We start from the raw sequence: 19,779 nt of genomic DNA on the forward strand, positions 1-19,779 counted from the left end.
TCAAATTATTTATCTGCAAAAACTTTTTTCCAGTCGTCTTTTATACTTACTACATGCCATTTATTTTTTGCGGCTGTGCTTAACGATAAGTTATCTTTTTCCTGATAGCTGTATTCTCTAATGGAATCATTATGATTGACCAATAATTGAAATGATGGGTATTTGTTTCCCTGAGAATATTTCAGCATGGCAATATCTCCTGCTCCGCCCTCGTTTCCGCAGGCAAAAACAGGACGCTGGCCAATATGCAATTGTATGCCAACTGGCTTTCCTTCTTTATCGTTAAAATGATCTAAAGCTGGTTCTCGCTGCACGGCGTTTTTAGCATCGTCATATTTGTATTTAAAAGAAGTTCCTACCACCTGATCTTTTGGAATTCCATAAAAATCCTGAGATATTGCCCTCACAACTTCAATTGTACCACCTGTTACGATATAGGTTTTAAATCCGTTGGCACGGAGATAATTTAGCAGTTCTAATTGCGGCTGATAACGTATTTGTTTTATGGGAACATTTTTGCCAGGGTAGCTTGAGGTTTTAAAAAAATCATTTACTAATGTTTCAAATTCATCTTCGGTCATTCCGGTGTGGGTTGCAGCTACAAGTTCTATAAGGGCTTTGTCGCCTCCTTTTTCAAAAAAGGTTTTGTCTTTTTCTACTACAGCTTTAAAAGGCTGTTTTTGTGCCAAAGCAGGATTGGATCCGACCATTTTTTTTACCTGATAAAAAGCAAATAATTCCTGAACATATGGTTTTTCAGCCCATAAGGTTCCGTCGTTATCAAAGGTGGCGATTCTGTCCTCTATCGGAATAAAATCGGGGCTTCCTTTTTTAGTTACTTTTTCAACATAAGCAATAATGTCCTCTTTTAAAGCACCTTTGTTCCAGCTGGGAAGCGGATCTCCAACTATAACGGCTGAACTGTCTTTAGGGTTAACAGTAGTAGCGTCTTCTGATTTATTTTTGCACGAAACCAGTAAAAATAAAAGCAGAGACAATACATATATTTTCTTATACATGGTATTGATTTTTAAGTGAATGAAGCTTGAACATGGGGAGTTCAAGCTTCAACTTTATATTTTATTTTTTCTTTGACTGTATATCATTTTGTATTGTTTTTTGCAGTTTTATCTGATCTAGTGTTTCTTCCATAATTGTTACTGGAGAAAAACTTGGCGGAATAGAGCGAGGTGGATGTTTTTTAAAAGTTTCTGCAAACTTCATAACTTCTACATTCATTCCATAAACACTTCCAATATGGTTAACAATCCAGTCCCAGTATGTATTAGAGGTGAAATCTGCTCTTTCATAAGGATCCTGATATAAATTAAATATTTTTTGCAAACGAAGTTTTACAAACGGTTCTGCCCATAATCCCATCGTTCCCTGCATACGTTGTTCTGCAAAAACGTATTTGTAATCTCCTAAACGCATTCCGACAAGTAATCCGTCATCATCTGAATAAAAGAATCTGTCTCTGGTGCTTTTTGGTGTCTTACCTTCTAAAAATGCAGATTGATCATAACCGTCTAAATGTACTTTATAAGTATTTCCGTTTGCTTTATATCCATTCAGCATTTTATTTATAATATCGGGCTCTCCTGCTATTGAAACTAAGGTAGGAAACCAATCGTTGTGGCTCATCATTTCGGTAGTTACTTGACCTGGTTTAATCACACCCGGCCAGCGCACCATACAAGGAACTCTAAAAGCCCCTTCCCAGTTTGTGTTTTTTTCTGAACGAAAAGAAGTCATTCCTCCATCTGGCCATGTATTCATATGTGGACCATTATCTGTAGAATAAACTACTAACGTATTATCTGCAATTCCTAAATCATCTAAAGCTTTTAAAAGCTCGCCAACTGTTAAATCGTGCTCAATCATACCGTCAATATATTCACTATCTCCATGAGTATATTTCCCACGATGTTCTGCTCTTACATGCGTGCGTAAGTGCATACGAGTACCATTCCACCAAACAAAGAAAGGTTTTCCAGCTGCATTTTGTCTTTTGATAAAATCTATTGCGGCAGTAACAGTTTCATCATCTACCGTTTCCATTCTTTTTTTAGTCAGAGCTCCAGTATCTTCTATTTTTTGTTTTCCAATTTTTCCAAAACGAGGATCTGTAATTGTTGGATCATCAACATTTGTGGCGGTACATTTTAATACTCCTCTTGGTCCATACTGTTTTAAATATGCAGGATCTTTAGGGTAGTCTGGTAATTCTGGTTCTTCTTCTGCATTTAAGTGATACAGATTTCCGAAGAATTCATCAAATCCATTTACTGTTGGTAAACTCTCATTACGATCTCCTAAATGATTTTTGCCAAATTGTCCTGTTGCATATCCTAAAGATTTAAGTGCTCCAGCAATTGTAGGATCTAATTGACTCATTCCCATTGGTGCACCTGGAAAACCAACTTTAGTCAAGCCAGTACGAATTCCGTGTTGTCCGGTAATGAAAGCAGCACGCCCCGCTGTACAGCTTTGTTCTGCATAATAATGTAAAAAACGTAATCCTTCATTACCTACACGATCAATATTAGGAGTTGTGTATCCCATTAACCCATCGCTATAAGCACTAACATTTGTTGTTCCAATATCATCTCCCCATATAATAAGAATGTTGGGTTTTTTATTCTGAGCTTTCACCTGAACAATCGTGAAGCATATTAATGCTAAAAGCATTATGGCATTTCTAAATTTACTTTGTTTCATGGTAATAAGATTTGTTAATAATTCGTTTGTATAGTGGTTTTTATCTGAAAATCGAACTATAATTTTCTACAAAAATGAAGTAGAAAATGCAACCTATATTAAAAGCAATTTCTTTGAACATTTAGTCGCTGTCTTTGAGGAGATTTGCAACAGCAATTTTTTAACGTTTTGTTAAGTATCTCAAAATTAAGTAATAAAAACACGAATAATCCTATTTTTAAGACTTTAGGTTGTTGCAAATTATAACTTGCAACATGAAAATGGTTTTATTTTGCTCCATGATGTTGCAAATTATAACTTGGAACGCCAGGTTTTATAAATTGAAGAATATATAAAGCAAAAAAATCCACCCGAATGGGTGGATTTGATTTGAAAATATCGTGATCTAAAAGAAAACTATTCTATTTCAGAAACTCTCATGGTATTAACCATTCCTTTTTCTTTAATTGGCATTGCAGCAAGGTTAATTAAATAATCACCTTTTGACGCATATCCTTTTTCAACTGCAATTTTATTTACATCCGTTACAGTATCATCTGTACTTACTTCATTATCATAGAAGAATGATTTAACTCCCCATAATAAATTCAATTGTGTTAAGATTCTTCTGTTTGAAGTAAATACTAAAATATGTGCCGAAGATGGTCTCCAAGCCGAAATTTGGAAAGCTGTATAACCGCTGTTTGTTAAAGTACAAATTGCTTTAGCTTCGATTTCGTTTGCCAATAAAGCTGCCTGGTGACAAACTGTTTTAGTAACAAAACGTTTTGTTTTAATTTGTGGAGTGTTTTGTGGAACTCGAATTAGCGGAGAATCCTCAACAGCCTCACAAATTTGTGTCATTCTTTGAATAACTTGTACAGGATAATTTCCTGTTGCAGTTTCTCCAGACAACATTACAGCATCTGCACCGTCCATTACTGAGTTAGCAACGTCATTTACTTCTGCTCTTGTTGGCGTTAAACTTGTAATCATTGTTTCCATCATTTGTGTAGCAACGATAACAGGAATTCTAGCCGTTTTTGCTCTGCGAATCAAATCTTTCTGTACTAATGGTACTTCGTGAGCAGGAAGTTCAACACCTAGATCTCCACGAGCAACCATTAAACCATCGCAATATGCTACAATTTTATCCATGTTCTCAAGAGCTTCCGGCATTTCAATTTTAGCAATAATTGGAATTTTAACCTCTGAATGCTTAGCGATTAATTCTTGTAAATCTTGTAAATCGCGAGGAGTTTTCACAAATGAAAGGGCGATCCAGTCTACTTTTTGTTCAATTGCAAAAATGGCATCTGCAATATCTTTTTCAGTTAAAGCCGGTAAAGAAATTTTTGTGTTTGGAAGATTAACCCCTTTTTTAGATTTTAATTCTCCACCCTGAATTACTTTAGCAACAACTTCTGTTTTTTTATCTGTTGAAACAATTTCAAAAATAAGTTTACCATCATCAAGCAAAATTCGCTCTCCCGGATTAACATCATTTGGAAAATTTTGATATTTCATGAACACTCTTTGAGCTGTTCCTAAAACATCTTCTGCAGTTGTAAAAGTGATTAGTTCACCATCTTGCACTACTGTTCCTTCTTCCATTACACCAACTCTTAGTTTTGGTCCCTGCAAATCTCCTAAGATTGCTGTAGTGTAACCAAACTCTTCGTTCAGGCCTCTAATAATGCTAATTTTTTCTTTTACTCCTTCGTAGTCTGCATGCGAAAAATTGATTCTAAACACATTCACCCCTGCGTCGATCATATCCTTGATAATCTCTCTCGTACCACATGCAGGGCCTAGTGTAGCAACAATTTTGGTTTTCTTGTTTGTTAACATTTTTTTTAAAAAATTAGATTGTTTTTTGATTTTATTTTATTGGTATCTACAGCATAAATTGCTGCAATACTTTCTATTGAATTTAGTTGTTGCTGAATTTCTGAAAAATCGACAGCTTCCTCACTGTTATCGATTTTCAGGAAAAAATCTACTTTTTTGAATTCAGGAAGTAAATGAATTGTTGTAGAAACCTCACTTGTTTCATTAGAAAACAAATTCTGGAAATCATTTGTACTCACAGAAATGATCTCATTTTTATTCTGAATCAAATTCCACGATACAGCTTTCTCAGAATCATAATAATAAAATCTCGAAAAATTTGCCTCACCTTCCTTAGTCTGAGCATGGATCTCGTTTTTGCTCTTACTTAAGTTAATCGGAAGGTTCTTATTGATAAAATAGGCCAGTCTATAATCTTCTAATGAAGTATGAATTGCCATTAAATAATAATCAATTTCGTCAAATTCGTCTAAATCCAATCTATGAATAGCCATGTCATGAAAAATCAAGTTGTAAATATACTATTTCTAACGGAGCATCAATAGTTATAAGCAGCTTGTTTTTGTTAATTTATAAACGAAAACGATTTAGCATTAAGAAAATTACATCAAAATTGTAATTATTTCTTATCTATTTTTTCCTGAAATGCAAAATACGCTCTTTGTGAAGCTTTCTCTTCTGCTTTCTTTTTTGAGGTTGCCCGCGCTCGTGCGATTACCTTATCGTCTATACTTAATTTGACACCAAACAAGCGTTGTCCGTCAATACCGTTGTCTTCGAAAATGTCGTAATGAAAGATCCTCTTTTCTTTCTGACACCATTCGATAACTAAGCTTTTATAACTAATTACTTTTCCTTCCAGTCTTGCAATATCGACATAAGGGGTAATTACTCTTTTTTGGATAAACCTTTCGCAATACGAATAACCTTTATCCAGATAAATAGCACCAATCAGCGATTCGAAAATATTACCATGAATATTTTCTCCAAAATGCTGAACAGGTACTTTGCTTTCTACAAAACGTACTAAATTCAAATCTTTGCCAAGTTCATTTAAATGTTCGCGGCTTACAATTTTTGAACGCATTTTTGTTAAATATCCTTCGTCTCCATTTGGCGCCTTATTAAACAAATGCGCAGCAATTACAGCACTTAACATAGCATCTCCTAAAAATTCTAAACGTTCGTAATTTATAGGATGTCCTGCTTCATCTAATTTATTTGACGATCTATGGGTAAAAGCTTTTTTGTAAAATTCAATATTTACAGGCTGAAAACCAAGAATTTTCTGAATAGTGTCAAAAAAAATCCCGTCTTCTAGAGAACGGGATTTAGAAAATATTTTTTTGATAATATTCATATACGAAAATTAGTCAGCTAATTTTTTAAACAATACACAAGCATTGTGTCCGCCAAAACCAAATGTGTTACTCATAGCAACATTCACTTCTCTTTTCTGAGGTTGGTTTAAGGTAAGGTTTAATGCAGGATCGATATTCTCATCAACTACCGTATGGTTAATCGTAGGAGGAACAATACCGTGTTTCATTGCTAAGATAGAAGCAATAGCTTCAATAGCTCCGGCGGCACCTAGTAAATGTCCTGTCATTGATTTTGTAGAGTTGATATTGATATTCTTAGCGTGCTCGCCAAAAACTTTACTGATTGCTTTTAACTCAGCAACGTCTCCAAGTGGAGTAGAAGTTCCGTGAGTATTGATATGATCAACATCTTCAGGGTTCATTCCAGCGTCTCTCAGCGTATTTTTCATTACTGCAATAACTCCAATTCCTTCTGGATGTGGTGCTGTTAAGTGGTAAGCATCAGATGACATTCCGCCTCCGCCAATTTCACAATAAATTTTTGCGCCTCTTGCTTTTGCGTGTTCGTAATCTTCAAGAACTAAAGCTCCTGCTCCTTCTCCTAAAACAAAACCATCTCTGGTTGCGTCAAAAGGTCTTGAAGCTGTTTCCGGACTTTCATTTCTTGTTGATAAAGCGTGCATAGAGTTAAAACCTCCCATACCGGCAATGGTAATTGCAGCTTCAGAACCACCAGATACAATAATATCACACATTCCTAAACGAATGTAGTTGAAAGCATCAATTAATGCATTTGCAGAAGATGCACATGCAGAAACCGTAGTATAATTTGGTCCCATATACCCGTTACGCATAGAAATATGCGCAGGAGCGATATCGGCAATCATTTTTGGAATAAAAAACGGGTTGAACTTTGGAGTTCCATCCCCTTTTGCATAATAAATTACTTCTTCCTGGAATGTTTCTAAACCTCCAATTCCTGCTCCCCAGATAACCCCAACTCTAGTTTTGTCGACATTATCATCTGTAAGTCCAGCATCTTTAATAGCTTCATCACTGGCAGCAACTGCATATTGAGCAAATTTATCTAATCTTCGAGATTCCTTGCGATCCATGTAATCTTCAATATTGAAGTTTTTTACTTCGCAGGCAAATTTCGTTTTATGCTTCTCTGTATCATAATATGTGATAGGAGCGGCTCCGCTTACCCCATTCACAAGTGCATTCCAATAATCCTGGATATTATTCCCGATAGGAGTAAGTGCACCTAATCCTGTTACCACAACTCGCCTTAATGTCATAAATTATGTATTTTGTGTCTTTAAACAAATAAAACCCACGCTTTCTTAACCGTTTTGTTACTTAAGAGCCATGGGTATTACAATATAAATATATCTTTTTGATTGAAAATCAATCGAAATTTAAATTTAAAAAAATAATAACACCCGACTCTTAAAAATTTCACATTTCAAAAATCAAATTCCAATTGGAATTTGGAATTTCAAAAATTGGGATTTTTAGAAATCGGGTGTGGTATTATTATTTTTTAGCTTCCTCGATATAAGAAATAGCTTGACCTACAGTAGCAATGTTTTCTGCTTGATCGTCTGGAATTTGAATATCAAATTCTTTTTCGAATTCCATAATAAGCTCAACAGTGTCTAATGAGTCAGCTCCCAAATCATTAGTGAAGCTTGCTTCTGTTACAACTTCGTTTTCGTCAACACCTAATTTGTCTACGATAATCGCTTTTACTCTTGATGCAATGTCTGACATAATCTTTAATTTTAGAATTTAATTTGTTGGCAAAAATAAAAAACTTTATTTTAAAACAACTATTTAGTTTATAAATGTGACACTAATTTATAAAATTAATTTCAAGAAAGGTCTTTTAAAGCTATTTATTTTCGATTTTTATTCCGTTTTTTGCATTCTCAAAATAAATTCTATTATGAAAAAAATTATCGTTTTTGCCTCAGGATCAGGAACTAACGCAGAAAACATTATAAAATATTTTTCGAACATTGAAATTGCAAAGGTCGTTTCGGTTTTTACAAATAATGCTTCGGCAAAAGTTATTGAAAGAGCAAAAAATCATCAAATTCCAGTCGAAATTTTCGAAAAAAACGAACTTTTAGAAAGAAACGTATTACAAAAAATACAAAAAATCGACCCGGATTTGATAGTTCTTGCCGGTTTTTTATTGAAATTTCCCGAAAACATAATTGAGCAGTATCCAAACAAAATAATCAACATTCATCCTGCCCTTTTACCTAAATATGGAGGCAAAGGAATGTACGGAATGCACATACACAGAGCGATAGTTAATAATAAGGAAAAAGAAACCGGAATCTCGATTCATTATGTAAACGAAAACTACGATGAAGGCGGCATCATATTTCAGCAAAATGTTCTTTTAACTGAAGAAGATACTCCGGAAACAGTGGCTGAAAAGATTCATGAATTAGAACAAAAACATTTTCCTGAGATTATTCATAGAATACTGGAAGATTCAAGTTCTAAGATTTAAACCATATAAGTTATATAAGATAATTTAAGGCTGGCGTTTAAATAATACTAAAATCAGAATGAACTTTTAAATAACCTAAGAAATATAAGACAATACTTTAAATGGACTTATATAACTTATATGGTTAACAAAAAAATAAAATGACCCAACACGAAGTACATATATATACAGATGGCGCTGCAAAAGGAAATCCGGGAAATGGAGGTTATGGTGTGGTCATGGAATTAGTGGGAACTCCGCATAAAAAAGAATTTTACGAAGGTTTTCGCCTTACCACTAACAATAGAATGGAACTTTTGGCTGTAATTGTTGGTTTAGAAAAACTGAAAAAGCCAAATATGAAGGTTCTTGTAATTTCTGATTCTAAATATGTAGTAGATTCTGTTGAAAAAAAATGGGTTTTAGGCTGGGAGAAAAAAGGTTTTGCAGGAAGAAAAAATGCCGATTTATGGAAACGTTTTTTAATTGTGTACCGAAAGCACCAAGTCAATTTTAAATGGATAAAAGGCCATAATAACCATCCTCAAAACGAACGCTGTGATCAACTGGCCGTTATGGCATCGATGCAGCCGAAACTTTCTATTGATTCTTTTTACGAAACAACTGATTCTAAGTTACTATAAAAACAAAATAACGTATCGAAAACTAGTTTCTGATACGTTATTAAATTACTAACTTAAAATCTTTACTTTATTCTTTGTCTAAATCTTTTGCGGTTTTAAATCCTACCAAAAGTCCAATTCCTGCCATTATAAAAATAATTGAAGGATAAACTGCTCCATCGTTAAGAGATGTGTAAGTTGTAATAAGCAAGGCAAGAAAAATTCCAACCCCGCTTCCTATTAATAAGAAAGCCAGATTTACAACAAAGATTTTCCATGCCGAACCTCCATTTATTTTTCCTTTTAAAAATATACTGGCATCAACACCTTTTTCTATAAGAGCCATACGCTCTCTATTTCTTGTTGAATAAATAAGATAGACAATCCCGAAGATCATCAAAAAAAGACTAAGCGGTATTAAAACTTGTGGTCCCATAATTTTATGTTTTTATTAATTGATTGATACTCCATATGACGAGGCTTTTTAAATTGAGGTTACAGCTTTTGCAAAAAAATTTCAAAATTTAAATTCCAAATTCCAAAAGTTACTGATTATCAGTTAATTTTGAATTAATATTTTTTTTAATAAATGTCAAGCTTTGACAAAGTTCTATACTATATATAAGTATAATCAAATTGGAATTTGGATTTTTAATATTGGAATTTAAATTAAGATTTGTGGTTTAAAAAAAATGGAATTTATTTTAATTTTCTTGTAACCTAAATAAACAAACTGTCGTCCTATATAATATGAGTACAATAAGTGATCAACATTATATCGATAAAGTTCTGCAGGGCGAGACAAATGCGTTTGCCGTTCTTGTTGATCGTTATAAAGATATGATCTTTACTTTGGCACTCAAAATGGTTAAAAATCGAGAAGAAGCAGAAGAAGTTTCACAAGATACGTTTATTAAGATTTACAGTTCATTGAATAAATTTAAAGGTGAATCTAAATTTTCAACCTGGATTTATAAGATCGCTTATAATACTTGTTTGGACAGATTGAAGAAAAGCAAAAAAGAGGATTTAAATATTTCGATAGATGATTTTTCATCTCATTTAATCAAAACAATGGAGACTGCTTTGAGTGTTTTAGAAGACAAAGAACGAAAGCAAACCATTCAAAATTGTTTAAATTTGTTACCAAGTGAAGAGAATTTCTTGTTGACTTTGTTTTATTTTGAAAATCAAAACCTAGAAGAAATTGGCAAAATCATGAGTATCAATGCTAATAATGTCAAGGTAAAATTATTTAGAAGCCGACAAAAATTAGCCGTAATTTTAAAAAAGCAGTTAGAACCAGAAATAATAGAGTATTATGAAAGAGGAAGATAAAAATATAGAAAATCTTATTGAGAAAATGATGGCTGAAAATACGCTTCAATCGCCATCTGCTGACTTTACTTCAAATATAATGTCAAAAATTCTTGCTGCCGAAGAAGTAAAAATCAAACCTTACAAACCTTTAATTTCCATTTCAACGTGGATTTTTATTGGATTTTCCTTGGTTCTTTTGGTCGTTTATAATGTGTATTTTGCCGGGGCAGAAAATAATTTAGAAATAGGAAAATCGTATACCGATAAAATTTCGGCAATTGTTTCTGGTATTCATATTTCTAAAACTATATTGTACGCTATTTTAATTGTTCCTTTTATGGTTTTAATTCAGATTGGGGTTTTGAAGAATTATTTTGATAAGAAGTATCAGTTGTAGATTCAGATAAAATCTAAACAAAAAGCATCTTGATTTTTTTCAAAATAAAACTTGCGATTTAAATCCGGAAAACATATTTTAAGCACTCCAGAAAACTAAATATAATTCATTCATTTACAATAGAATTAGACCCGAAATCGATATCTTTTTTTTAAGAAAATTTTGAGAACCTAAACCGTTGCAAGATTGTAACTTATAGAGTATCTTTGCACCCTAATTCGAAATTCATAAAATGAATAAATTATTGATTGTTGGAACGGTTGCTTTCGACGCGATTGAAACTCCTTTCGGAAAAACAGATAAAATTTTAGGTGGTGCTGCAACGTACATTGGTTTATCAGCATCATTTTTCAACTTGCAATCGGCCATAGTTTCTGTAGTTGGCGATGATTTTCCTCAAGAACATTTAGACTTATTAACTTCAAAAAATATCGATATCTCTGGTATCGAAATTGTAAAAGGCGGTAAAACGTTTTTTTGGAGTGGATTATACCATAATGATTTAAATTCTAGAGATACATTAGTAACTGAGCTGAACGTTTTAGCTGATTTTCAGCCAAAAGTTCCTCAAAACTATAAAGACGCTGATGTTGTAATGTTAGGAAATTTACATCCGTTAGTACAAAGCAGCGTTTTAGATCAATTAGAGAAAAAACCAAAATTAGTCGTTTTAGATACAATGAACTTTTGGATGGACTGCGCTCTTCCGGAATTATTAGACGTTATTAAACGTGTAGATGTTATTACAATCAATGACGAAGAAGCAAGACAACTTTCTGGTGAATATTCATTAGTAAAAGCAGCGGCTAAAATCCAGGACATGGGACCAAAATATGTGGTAATCAAAAAAGGAGAACACGGCGCACTTTTATTCCATAATAGAGAAGTATTCTTTGCACCAGCTTTACCGCTTGAAGATGTTTTTGATCCAACCGGAGCAGGAGACACTTTTGCAGGAGGATTTTCCGGATTCATTGCACAAAGCGAAAACATTTCGTTTAACAATTTGAAAAATGCAATTATTTACGGTTCAAATTTAGCTTCGTTCTGCGTAGAAAAATTTGGAACCGAAAGGATGGAAACATTAAGCAAAGCAGAAGTAGCGATTCGATTACAGCAATTTAAGTCGTTAACTCAGTTTGACATAGAAATATAATGCCCAAAAGCCTCGATAACACGGGGCTTTTTTTATTACGTTAATACACACAACTTACAACAACACAAAATACAAAAAACAATGAGCGACGCTTTAAAACACGAATGTGGTATAGCCTTAGTTAGACTTCTTAAACCGCTTGAATATTATAAAGAGAAATACGGAACTGCTTTTTACGGAATACAAAAAATGTATTTGATGATGGAAAAGCAGCACAACCGTGGACAAGACGGAGCTGGTTTTGCCAGCATCAAACTTGATGTTGAACCTGGACAACGCTACATAAGCAGAGTTCGTTCAAACCATTCGCAGCCAATACAAGACGTCTTTAAACAAATCAATGAAAGAATCAGCGAAGAGTTAAAAGCGCAGCCTGAAATTGGTGACGATGTTCAAAAAATAAAATCAGAAATTCCATATGTTGGTGAATTGTTTTTAGGACACGTTCGTTATGGAACTTTTGGAAAAAACAGCATCGAAAGCGTTCATCCATTTTTACGTCAAAGTAACTGGATGCACCGTAACTTAATTTTGGCAGGAAACTTTAACATGACAAATGTTAAAGAGCTTTTCGAAAACTTAGTTGAACTTGGGCAACATCCAAAAGAAATGGCTGATACTGTTACTGTAATGGAAAAAATTGGTCACTTCTTAGATAAAGAAGTTATGCAATTGTACCAAGACTGTAAAGCCGAAGGTTACTCAAAAAGAGAAGCTTCACCAGTAATTGCTGAGCGTTTGGATATTGCAAAAATATTAGCTCGTTCTGCTAAAAACTTAGATGGTGGTTATGCAATGGCTGGTTTATTAGGCCATGGCGACGCTTTTGTTTTTAGAGATCCAGCAGGAATTCGTCCAGCTTACTTTTACCAAGATGATGAAGTAGTTGTTGTCGCTTCTGAAAGACCTGTTATTCAAACTGTATTTAATGTTCCATTTGAAAGTGTTCAGGAAATCGATCCGGGAAATGCTTTGATTATCAAAAAAAGCGGAAAGGTTTCTATGCAGCAAATCTTAGAACCAACTATTAAAAAAGCTTGTTCGTTTGAAAGAATTTATTTCTCAAGAGGAAGTGATGCCGAAATTTATCAGGAACGTAAAAACTTAGGTAAATTAATTTTGCCTGCAGTTCTTAACGCAATTGACAGCGATACAGACAATACTGTTTTCTCTTATATTCCAAATACAGCCGAAACTTCATTTTATGGTTTAGTCGAAGCTGCTCAGGATTTTTTAAATCAGAGAAAAAACAATTATATTCTAGAAAATAGAAATACGCTTACCGCAGAAACGCTTCAGGAACTTTTAGCTGTAAAAATACGTACAGAAAAAGTAGCTATTAAAGATGCCAAACTTAGAACCTTTATTACTGAAGACAGCAGCCGTGATGATTTAGTGGCTCACGTTTACGATGTTACATATGGTGTAATTAAACCTGAAGATAATTTGGTTATTATTGACGATAGTATTGTTCGTGGTACTACATTAAAAATGAGTATCATTAAAATGATGGATCGTTTAAAACCAAAACGTATTGTTATTGTTTCATCGGCACCACAAATTCGTTATCCTGACTGTTACGGAATCGATATGGCGAAACTTGAAGGACTTGTTGCTTTTAGAGCCGCTTTAACGTTATTAAAAGAAAGAAACTTATATCATATTGTTGACGAAGTTTATGCTAAATGTAAAGCACAGGAAAATTTCGCAGATAAAGATGTTGTGAATTATGTAACTGCAATTTACGATCAATTTACACCAGAAGAAATTTCAGACAAAATTGCCGAAATGTTAAGTTCTCCGGAAATTAATGCCGAGGTAAAAATTATTTTCCAAAAAGTAGAAGATTTACATATTGCGTGTCCTAAAAACTTAGGAGACTGGTACTTTACAGGTGATTATCCTACCCCAGGAGGAAACCGCGTTGTAAACCGTGCGTTTATGAATTTCTACGAAGGAAAAGACGCAAGAGCGTATTAAAAAAGTATTAACAAAAGGTTAATTTGTGCATTTCATCGGTTTTTTTTGCCGTTTATCCTGTTTGTTTGGTAAAATTGAAAAGCTACAATACTTTTGGAAAACCATAACATTAGTAGGTTAAGTTTATGGTAGATTTGGGGCAAAAAGGGTGGAAGAGATTCCACCTTTTTTATTGGAATAAACTCAAGTATTTCTCCTTTAAGTCATTATATTCATTTCATCGGATATATTTACCTTTCATCCGAAAAATTTTCTTAATAAAAATAACTGTCATACATTTATAAAACCATAACATTAGTAGGTTAAGTTTATGGTAGATTTGGGGCAAAAAAGGTGGAAGAGATTCCGCCTTTTTTATTTTCTTTTTTTAGAGAAGAGAAAAGAAAATAGATTATAGAATAAAGATGAGACTTATAGATATACAAAAAAAAGACGAGTACCTTTCGGGACTCGTCTTTTCTCTTTATTCTTTGCTCTATCTTCTTACTTGTCTAAAGCATATCTTCTAGCAACTTCTGTCCAGTTAATTACACTAAAGAAAGCTTCAATATAATCTGGTCTTCTGTTTTGGTAGTTTAAGTAGTAAGCATGTTCCCAAACGTCCATTCCTAAGATTGGAGTTCCACCATGACCAGCAACTTCCGGCATTAATGGATTATCTTGATTTGGAGTACCTACAACTTCTAATTTTCCTCCTTTAAGCACTGTTAACCAAGCCCATCCTGAACCAAACTGAGTTGCTCCAGCTTTAGCGAATTTTGCTTTAAATTCTTCGAAAGTTCCAAAAGAATCTTCGATAGCTGCTAATAAATCTCCTGTTGGTAATCCTCCTCCATTTGGAGACATTACTGTCCAGAATAAATTGTGGTTGTAAAAACCTCCACCATTATTACGAACTGCAGCATTAGATTTATCTAAGTTGATTAAGATATTTTCGATTGTTTTTCCCTCTAAATCTGTTCCTGCTATTGCAGCGTTAAGATTTGTAGTGTATGCATTGTGGTGCTTTGTATGGTGGATTTCCATTGTACGCGCATCAATATGTGGTTCTAATGCATCATATGCATAAGGTAATTGTGGTAATTCAAAAGCCATGGTATAAGGATTTTTATGGTTTATAATAATTTATCCCAAATTTAGACATTTAACTTTGGAATTGAAAATACTATTTCGTTATAATTCAATTTAATTAATTGATAAATTGATTTTTTAAAACATAAACACCTGAAAATCTTTATTTTCCATTAAAAGTGGTCATGGTATTTTCTAATCCTGCTGTTCCAAAAGACCTAATAATTTCAGCTGAAGTTTCTAAACGTTCTGGTAATTTTGAATTTTCGTCGTCATTCCATTCTCCCAAAACATAATCTATCTGCTGTCCTTTTTTAAATTGATCGCTGATTCCAAATCTGAATCGGGTATATTGCTGTGTGTTTAAAACGAGATTGATGTTTTTTAATCCGTTATGCCCTCCATCGCTTCCTTTTGGTTTGATTCTGATTGTTCCGAATGACAGGTTTAAATCGTCTGTAATTACCAAAATATTTTCCAGCGGAATATTTTCTTTATCCATCCAGTATTTTACTGCTTTTCCGCTAAGGTTCATGTAAGTATTTGGTTTAAGCAGAAAGAACGTTCTTCCTTTAAACTTATATTCGGCCAAAGATCCTAGTTTTACGGTTTCAAATGAAAGACTTTCTTTTCTGGCCAAAAAGTCTAATACTTTAAATCCGATATTGTGTCTTGTGTTTACGTATTCGGCTCCGATATTCCCTAAACCAACGATTAAATATTTCTTCATATTATCTATGTTCTCTTCTTTTTGTGTTGATGAAAACAGTTTTGTTATCCATTTTATCATGTTTGCAAAAGTAAGATTAATTATTTTTAACCGCAAAGAGCGCAAAGGATTTACGCAAAGATCGCTAAGAATGGCACACGGATGACGCGGATGAAACTGGTTTATACTGATTTTTATTTGTATGCACGATATATTGTCATCCTGAGCGAAGTCGAAGGACCACAAGAAGCTCGACATTCTAAATTCCATGCTTTGCATGGGCTTCGACTTCGCTCAGCCTGACATTTTAATTAACCCCATTTCAAAAACCTTAGAACCTTAGTTTCTCAGCATCTCAGAACCTTTAAAAAAAAAAGCCCCAATCGTAAGATTGAGGCTTTTTGTATTGAGTTGAAAAAAATTATTTTTTCTTTCCTTTTGCAGGAGCTTTTGCAGCTTTTGCAGCTTCTTGAGCAGCTTTCATAGCAGCACGAGAAATTCTTACCTGAGCAACAACTGTGTTGTCTGGGTGCATGATTTTGTATTCTGGAGCACCAACTTTAGTAACATATAATTTGTTACCCATTTCAAGTGGAGTAATATCAGCTTCAACAAAATCAGGAAGATTTTTAGGTAAAGCTTTTACTTTTAATTTACGAGTGTTTAAACGTAAAACACCTCCAGCAAGAACACCTTTAGATGTACCAACGATTTTCACAGGAACTTCCATTGTGATTTCTTTATCATCAAATAATTGGAAGAAGTCAATGTGTAAAATTTTGTCAGATACCGGGTGAACCTGAATGTCTTGCAAAATTGCATTGAATGATTTTCCTTTTCCAAGTTCGATCACAACTGTGTGAGCGTTTGGAGTGTAAACCAAGTTTTTGAATGCCGCAGCGTCCGCTGAGAAATGTACTGCCTGATTTCCTCCGTATAACACGCAAGGAACCGCTCCAGCATTACGTAAGGCTTTAGTTGACACTTTGCCCACGCTTTCTCTTTCTGATCCTTTAATTGTAATCGATTTCATTGTAAAAAAATATAGTTATTAATAAATATTCTAATTTGCTATAAGCTTTAAGCAATACGCTTTATGCTTTTTTGTAATTGCGAATAGCTTACGGCTTATAGCCTAAAGCTTACTGCTTTTACATTATAAATTTTCCACTAATGGAATTGTTGTGGTGCACCATGTGCATAACTTCTGCAAAAAGAGGTGCACAACTCACTACTCTAATTTTATTTGATTCTTTCTTTAACGGGATTGAATCTGTTACGATTAATTCTGTTAATTTCGAATTTTCAATTTTCTCATACGCACCGCCAGATAAAATAGCGTGTGTACAAATTGCTCTTACGCTTAGTGCTCCTTTTTCGATCATTAAGTCGGCTGCTTTTGCTAAAGTTCCTCCTGTATCGATCATGTCGTCTACTAAGATTACGTTACGACCTTTTACTTCACCAATCAATTCCATAGTGTCGATAACGTTGGCTGCTTTTCTTTGTTTGTAACAGATTACTACATCTGATTCTAAAAACTTAGAGTAAGCATAAGCTCTTTTTGATCCTCCCATATCTGGAGATGCAATAGTTAAGTTTTCTAACTCTAAACTTTGCACGTAAGGCAAAAAGATTGTAGATGCAAATAAATGATCTACTGGTTTTTCAAAGAATCCCTGAATTTGATCTGCGTGCAAATCCATTGTCATGATTCTTGTTGCTCCTGCAGCGGTTAATAGGTTTGCTACTAACTTCGCCCCAATCGGCACTCTTGGTTTGTCTTTTCTATCTTGTCTTGCCCAACCAAAATAAGGCATAACAGCTGTAATATGTCTTGCTGATGCACGTTTTGCAGCATCAATCATTAATAACAATTCCATCAAATTATCTGCCGATGGGAAAGTTGAACACACAATAAAAACACGTAATCCTCTGATTGACTCTTCGTAAGACGGTTGAAATTCTCCGTCACTATACGTTGACATCGTTACTTTTCCTAACGGAATTCCGTATTGTTCTGCAATTTTTTCTGCAAGATAAACACTTTGTGAACAAGCAAAAATTTTAGCTTCTGGTTCTAGGTGCGACATTATAATTTGTTGTTTTTGCTCCGCTGCACTCTGCACAATTCGGCTTTATGATTTTCGTAAAGCCAGACCTGTATAAATGCCTCGGGTGTAGTTAGTTGTGTGTGCGTCGTTTTAACGAGGTGCAAATTTATAAAATTTATTGGACACTGAAAGGAAATATTTAAGTATTTTTAGTAGATGATTTAATTTTATTTTTTACATTTGCACCGTGTTAAAGGAATGGACACATTATTGATCTCATTCTATTGCGTTAAAATAACTGATTTATCGTTATTTTTTCGTCTGCTAAGCCCGGATGGCGGAATTGGTAGACGCGCTGGTCTCAAACACCTGTGGGAAACCGTGCCGGTTCGACTCCGGCTCCGGGTACTTAAAACCTCTGAAATCAATTGATTTTCAGAGGTTTTTTCTTTTTAAGGTGATCAAGGGGCCTGGATTCTTTCCATTTTACATAAAAACTTAATGCTCATAGAAAGAGAATTTACACTCTGAACTATTACCTTTCAAAAAAAGTACTTACTGCAATCTTATTTTCTCTCATTTTAATAATTACCTTTTTCACGGAAGCAAAAAACAATTTTATCTTTTGAATACGGTTCAAAACTGTACTTTCCTTGTTTATGGCCCAGGACTTGAAAAAAGGGAGAAGAAAGGGCTATAACTCCAAAAGTGTTTTTTTTTAACTTCTTTGGATTACAGAAATAGGAATTTTAAAAGACCTCCATTTTTTTAAACGTGTCTGATGCATAAGGAATGGGAGCAATTGTCCGAAATCTTTTCTGCTTTAATTCTTCAAAAAGCAGAAAAATTGAGTGTTCACAGCCCTACCATAGGGAACGCCAAGTATAAATAAAATGAACACAACAAACAGAAAAAAGAGAACAAAAAAAATAAAAAAAATAAAACAACGTACGGAAAAAATACGTACATTTGCGAGACTGATACGAAACTTAACTCTTTAAAAGACTAAAGGGATTCGGAAAAAGTCTAGAATAAAGTCAAGAGAATAACTCATAAAATAAAGAAAAACCGTAAAATAAATTATAAGAGGAGAAAGGACTAAGATAAAGACTATTAGAGACAATACTAATAATAAACAATTTTACTTAAATCTTACTAAATCAAAAAATTAAAATTTAAAACAAGAAAATCAAATTAAATTAAATTAAATCAAGTTAAATCAAATTAAATATAAAATAATATAATATGTCAACAATCATTAACGACCGAATTGATGTTCGTATCAGTAAAGAACACAAGGAGTTGATTAAGTATGCATCAGTCCTGAAAGGGTTTAAAAATGTAACAGAATTTGTTGTTTATTGTATTAACACCGAGGCAAACAAAATCATTAAAGAAAATGAAACTGTTTTAAAAACCTACGAGGACAAGAAAATATTCATGGATGCAATTTTAAATCCACCAAAGGCTAATGATAAACTTAAGAGGGCTCAAATGAACCATTTTAAATTTGTTGAACAAAATGAATCTAAAGATTGAAGTCCTTACAGAGGATCACGAAAGAAAAAAGTTTAAATGTGGCAAAGAGTTATTAGATAATTATTTTCACAAACAAGCGGGACAGGATGCCAGAAAAGATTTATCAGTATGTCATGTTTTAACAGACATTAATGCAGATAAAAAAAGAGTATTAGGATTTTTCACATTGACAACAAGCTCTATTGGATGGGAAGATTTTCCACCGGAGTTAACCAAAAAAATTCCAAAGTCATATAATATTCCTTTAGCATTATTAGGAAGATTAGCGGTAGATGAAAGTGAGCAGGGGAAAGGGCTTGGAGAAATTTTATTGTTTGATGCATTAAAAAAATGTTTGGAAGTATCAAAAAACACGATGGCGCTTTATGCGGTTATAGTTGATCCATTAAACCAAAAAGCGATTGAATTTTATGAAAGTTATGGCTTTATAATGATTCCAAGTACAGGAAAAATGTTTCTGCCAATTAAAACGATCCAAGGGTTATTCCCAGAACAAGAATTGGAAGAAGGATTTTAATTCTACAAGAATTACAAAGTTTAAAAAGACA

The 19,779-nt window shown here is 33.7% G+C and carries 20 protein-coding genes and 1 tRNA gene; 9 read left to right on the plus strand and 12 right to left on the minus strand.

The window, feature by feature from the left end:
- Positions 1-5: 5 nt before the first annotated feature.
- The 7 genes from BUE10_RS07800 to BUE10_RS07830 form a co-directional block, all read right to left on the minus strand.
- Positions 6-1,019, minus strand: coding sequence for an HAD family hydrolase (locus BUE10_RS07800; RefSeq protein ID WP_073483885.1), 1,014 nt, complete (start codon positions 1,017-1,019; stop codon positions 6-8).
- Positions 1,020-1,080: 61 nt separating this feature from the next.
- Positions 1,081-2,721 (minus strand): arylsulfatase, encoded by a 1,641-nt coding sequence (locus BUE10_RS07805; RefSeq protein WP_073483887.1) that lies wholly within the window; start codon positions 2,719-2,721, stop codon positions 1,081-1,083.
- Between the two features lie 396 nt (positions 2,722-3,117).
- Positions 3,118-4,551: a pyruvate kinase gene (pyk, locus tag BUE10_RS07810; protein ID WP_073483889.1), complete on the minus strand. Its 1,434-nt coding sequence runs from the start codon at positions 4,549-4,551 to the stop codon at positions 3,118-3,120.
- Positions 4,552-4,556: 5 nt separating this feature from the next.
- The gene (locus tag BUE10_RS07815) at positions 4,557-5,045 is read right to left on the minus strand and encodes an IPExxxVDY family protein (protein WP_053472898.1); all 489 of its coding nucleotides are present in this window, start codon (positions 5,043-5,045) and stop codon (positions 4,557-4,559) included.
- 125 nt (positions 5,046-5,170) lie between these two features.
- On the minus strand, positions 5,171-5,911 hold the full coding sequence (gene rnc / locus BUE10_RS07820) for a ribonuclease III (RefSeq protein WP_053472899.1): 741 nt from the start codon (positions 5,909-5,911) through the stop codon (positions 5,171-5,173).
- A gap of 9 nt (positions 5,912-5,920) precedes the next feature.
- Positions 5,921-7,174 carry a beta-ketoacyl-ACP synthase II gene (gene fabF, locus BUE10_RS07825; protein WP_073483891.1) on the minus strand — a complete coding sequence of 418 codons (1,254 nt, stop codon included), beginning with the start codon at positions 7,172-7,174 and terminating at the stop codon, positions 5,921-5,923.
- A gap of 238 nt (positions 7,175-7,412) precedes the next feature.
- Positions 7,413-7,649, minus strand: coding sequence for an acyl carrier protein (locus tag BUE10_RS07830; RefSeq protein ID WP_007137004.1), 237 nt, complete (start codon positions 7,647-7,649; stop codon positions 7,413-7,415).
- Between the two features lie 175 nt (positions 7,650-7,824).
- Here BUE10_RS07830 and purN point away from each other — a divergent pair, with 175 nt between their 5' ends.
- Both purN and rnhA read left to right on the plus strand, forming a co-directional pair.
- The gene (purN, locus tag BUE10_RS07835; RefSeq protein ID WP_073483893.1) at positions 7,825-8,403 is read left to right on the plus strand and encodes a phosphoribosylglycinamide formyltransferase; all 579 of its coding nucleotides are present in this window, start codon (positions 7,825-7,827) and stop codon (positions 8,401-8,403) included.
- Between the two features lie 140 nt (positions 8,404-8,543).
- Positions 8,544-9,026 carry a ribonuclease HI gene (rnhA, locus tag BUE10_RS07840; protein WP_073483895.1) on the plus strand — a complete coding sequence of 161 codons (483 nt, stop codon included), beginning with the start codon at positions 8,544-8,546 and terminating at the stop codon, positions 9,024-9,026.
- A gap of 67 nt (positions 9,027-9,093) precedes the next feature.
- Here the strand turns inward: rnhA and BUE10_RS07845 are convergent, their stop codons facing one another.
- Positions 9,094-9,441, minus strand: a complete 348-nt coding sequence (locus tag BUE10_RS07845) for a DUF6249 domain-containing protein (protein WP_073483897.1) — start codon at positions 9,439-9,441, stop codon at positions 9,094-9,096.
- 314 nt (positions 9,442-9,755) lie between these two features.
- Between BUE10_RS07845 and BUE10_RS07850 the strand changes: the two genes are divergently transcribed.
- The 4 genes from BUE10_RS07850 to BUE10_RS07865 all read left to right on the plus strand — a co-directional run bounded on the left by BUE10_RS07850 (position 9,756) and on the right by BUE10_RS07865 (position 13,858).
- Positions 9,756-10,343, plus strand: a complete 588-nt coding sequence (locus BUE10_RS07850; RefSeq protein ID WP_073483898.1) for an RNA polymerase sigma factor — start codon at positions 9,756-9,758, stop codon at positions 10,341-10,343.
- Positions 10,327-10,722, plus strand: coding sequence for a hypothetical protein (locus tag BUE10_RS07855; protein WP_073483900.1), 396 nt, complete (start codon positions 10,327-10,329; stop codon positions 10,720-10,722). Before BUE10_RS07850 ends, BUE10_RS07855 begins: the two co-directional genes overlap by 17 nt.
- 232 nt (positions 10,723-10,954) lie before the next feature.
- A complete protein-coding gene (locus BUE10_RS07860; protein WP_053472906.1) occupies positions 10,955-11,878 on the plus strand; it encodes a PfkB family carbohydrate kinase in 924 nt (307 codons plus the stop codon).
- Between the two features lie 81 nt (positions 11,879-11,959).
- A complete protein-coding gene (locus tag BUE10_RS07865) occupies positions 11,960-13,858 on the plus strand; it encodes an amidophosphoribosyltransferase (RefSeq protein WP_073483902.1) in 1,899 nt (632 codons plus the stop codon).
- A gap of 483 nt (positions 13,859-14,341) precedes the next feature.
- On the opposite strand, the gene BUE10_RS07870 is transcribed toward BUE10_RS07865, so the two are convergent.
- The 4 genes from BUE10_RS07870 to BUE10_RS07885 form a co-directional block, all read right to left on the minus strand.
- Positions 14,342-14,953, minus strand: a complete 612-nt coding sequence (locus tag BUE10_RS07870; RefSeq protein WP_073483904.1) for a superoxide dismutase — start codon at positions 14,951-14,953, stop codon at positions 14,342-14,344.
- A 139-nt stretch (positions 14,954-15,092) separates the two neighbouring features.
- A complete protein-coding gene (pth, locus tag BUE10_RS07875) occupies positions 15,093-15,719 on the minus strand; it encodes an aminoacyl-tRNA hydrolase (protein WP_073483906.1) in 627 nt (208 codons plus the stop codon).
- Positions 15,720-16,059: 340 nt separating this feature from the next.
- Complete coding sequence (locus tag BUE10_RS07880; protein ID WP_053472910.1) at positions 16,060-16,671, minus strand: 50S ribosomal protein L25/general stress protein Ctc; 612 nt, start codon at positions 16,669-16,671, stop codon at positions 16,060-16,062.
- 118 nt (positions 16,672-16,789) lie between these two features.
- Entirely contained in the window at positions 16,790-17,731 is a 942-nt protein-coding gene (locus BUE10_RS07885; RefSeq protein WP_073484226.1) for a ribose-phosphate pyrophosphokinase, read from the minus strand.
- 289 nt (positions 17,732-18,020) lie between these two features.
- Here BUE10_RS07885 and BUE10_RS07890 point away from each other — a divergent pair.
- From BUE10_RS07890 to BUE10_RS07900, 3 genes are all read left to right on the plus strand, one after another.
- A tRNA-Leu gene (locus BUE10_RS07890) sits at positions 18,021-18,100 on the plus strand.
- 837 nt (positions 18,101-18,937) lie between these two features.
- Positions 18,938-19,231, plus strand: a complete 294-nt coding sequence (locus tag BUE10_RS07895; RefSeq protein ID WP_073483908.1) for a type II toxin-antitoxin system TacA family antitoxin — start codon at positions 18,938-18,940, stop codon at positions 19,229-19,231.
- Positions 19,215-19,748 carry a GNAT family N-acetyltransferase gene (locus BUE10_RS07900; RefSeq protein ID WP_073483910.1) on the plus strand — a complete coding sequence of 178 codons (534 nt, stop codon included), beginning with the start codon at positions 19,215-19,217 and terminating at the stop codon, positions 19,746-19,748. Before BUE10_RS07895 ends, BUE10_RS07900 begins: the two co-directional genes overlap by 17 nt.
- Positions 19,749-19,779: the final 31 nt, after the last annotated feature.

Origin of the sequence: Flavobacterium sp. CF108, from assembly GCF_900129795.1 — a bacterium.
Classification (GTDB): Bacteria; Bacteroidota; Bacteroidia; order Flavobacteriales; family Flavobacteriaceae; genus Flavobacterium.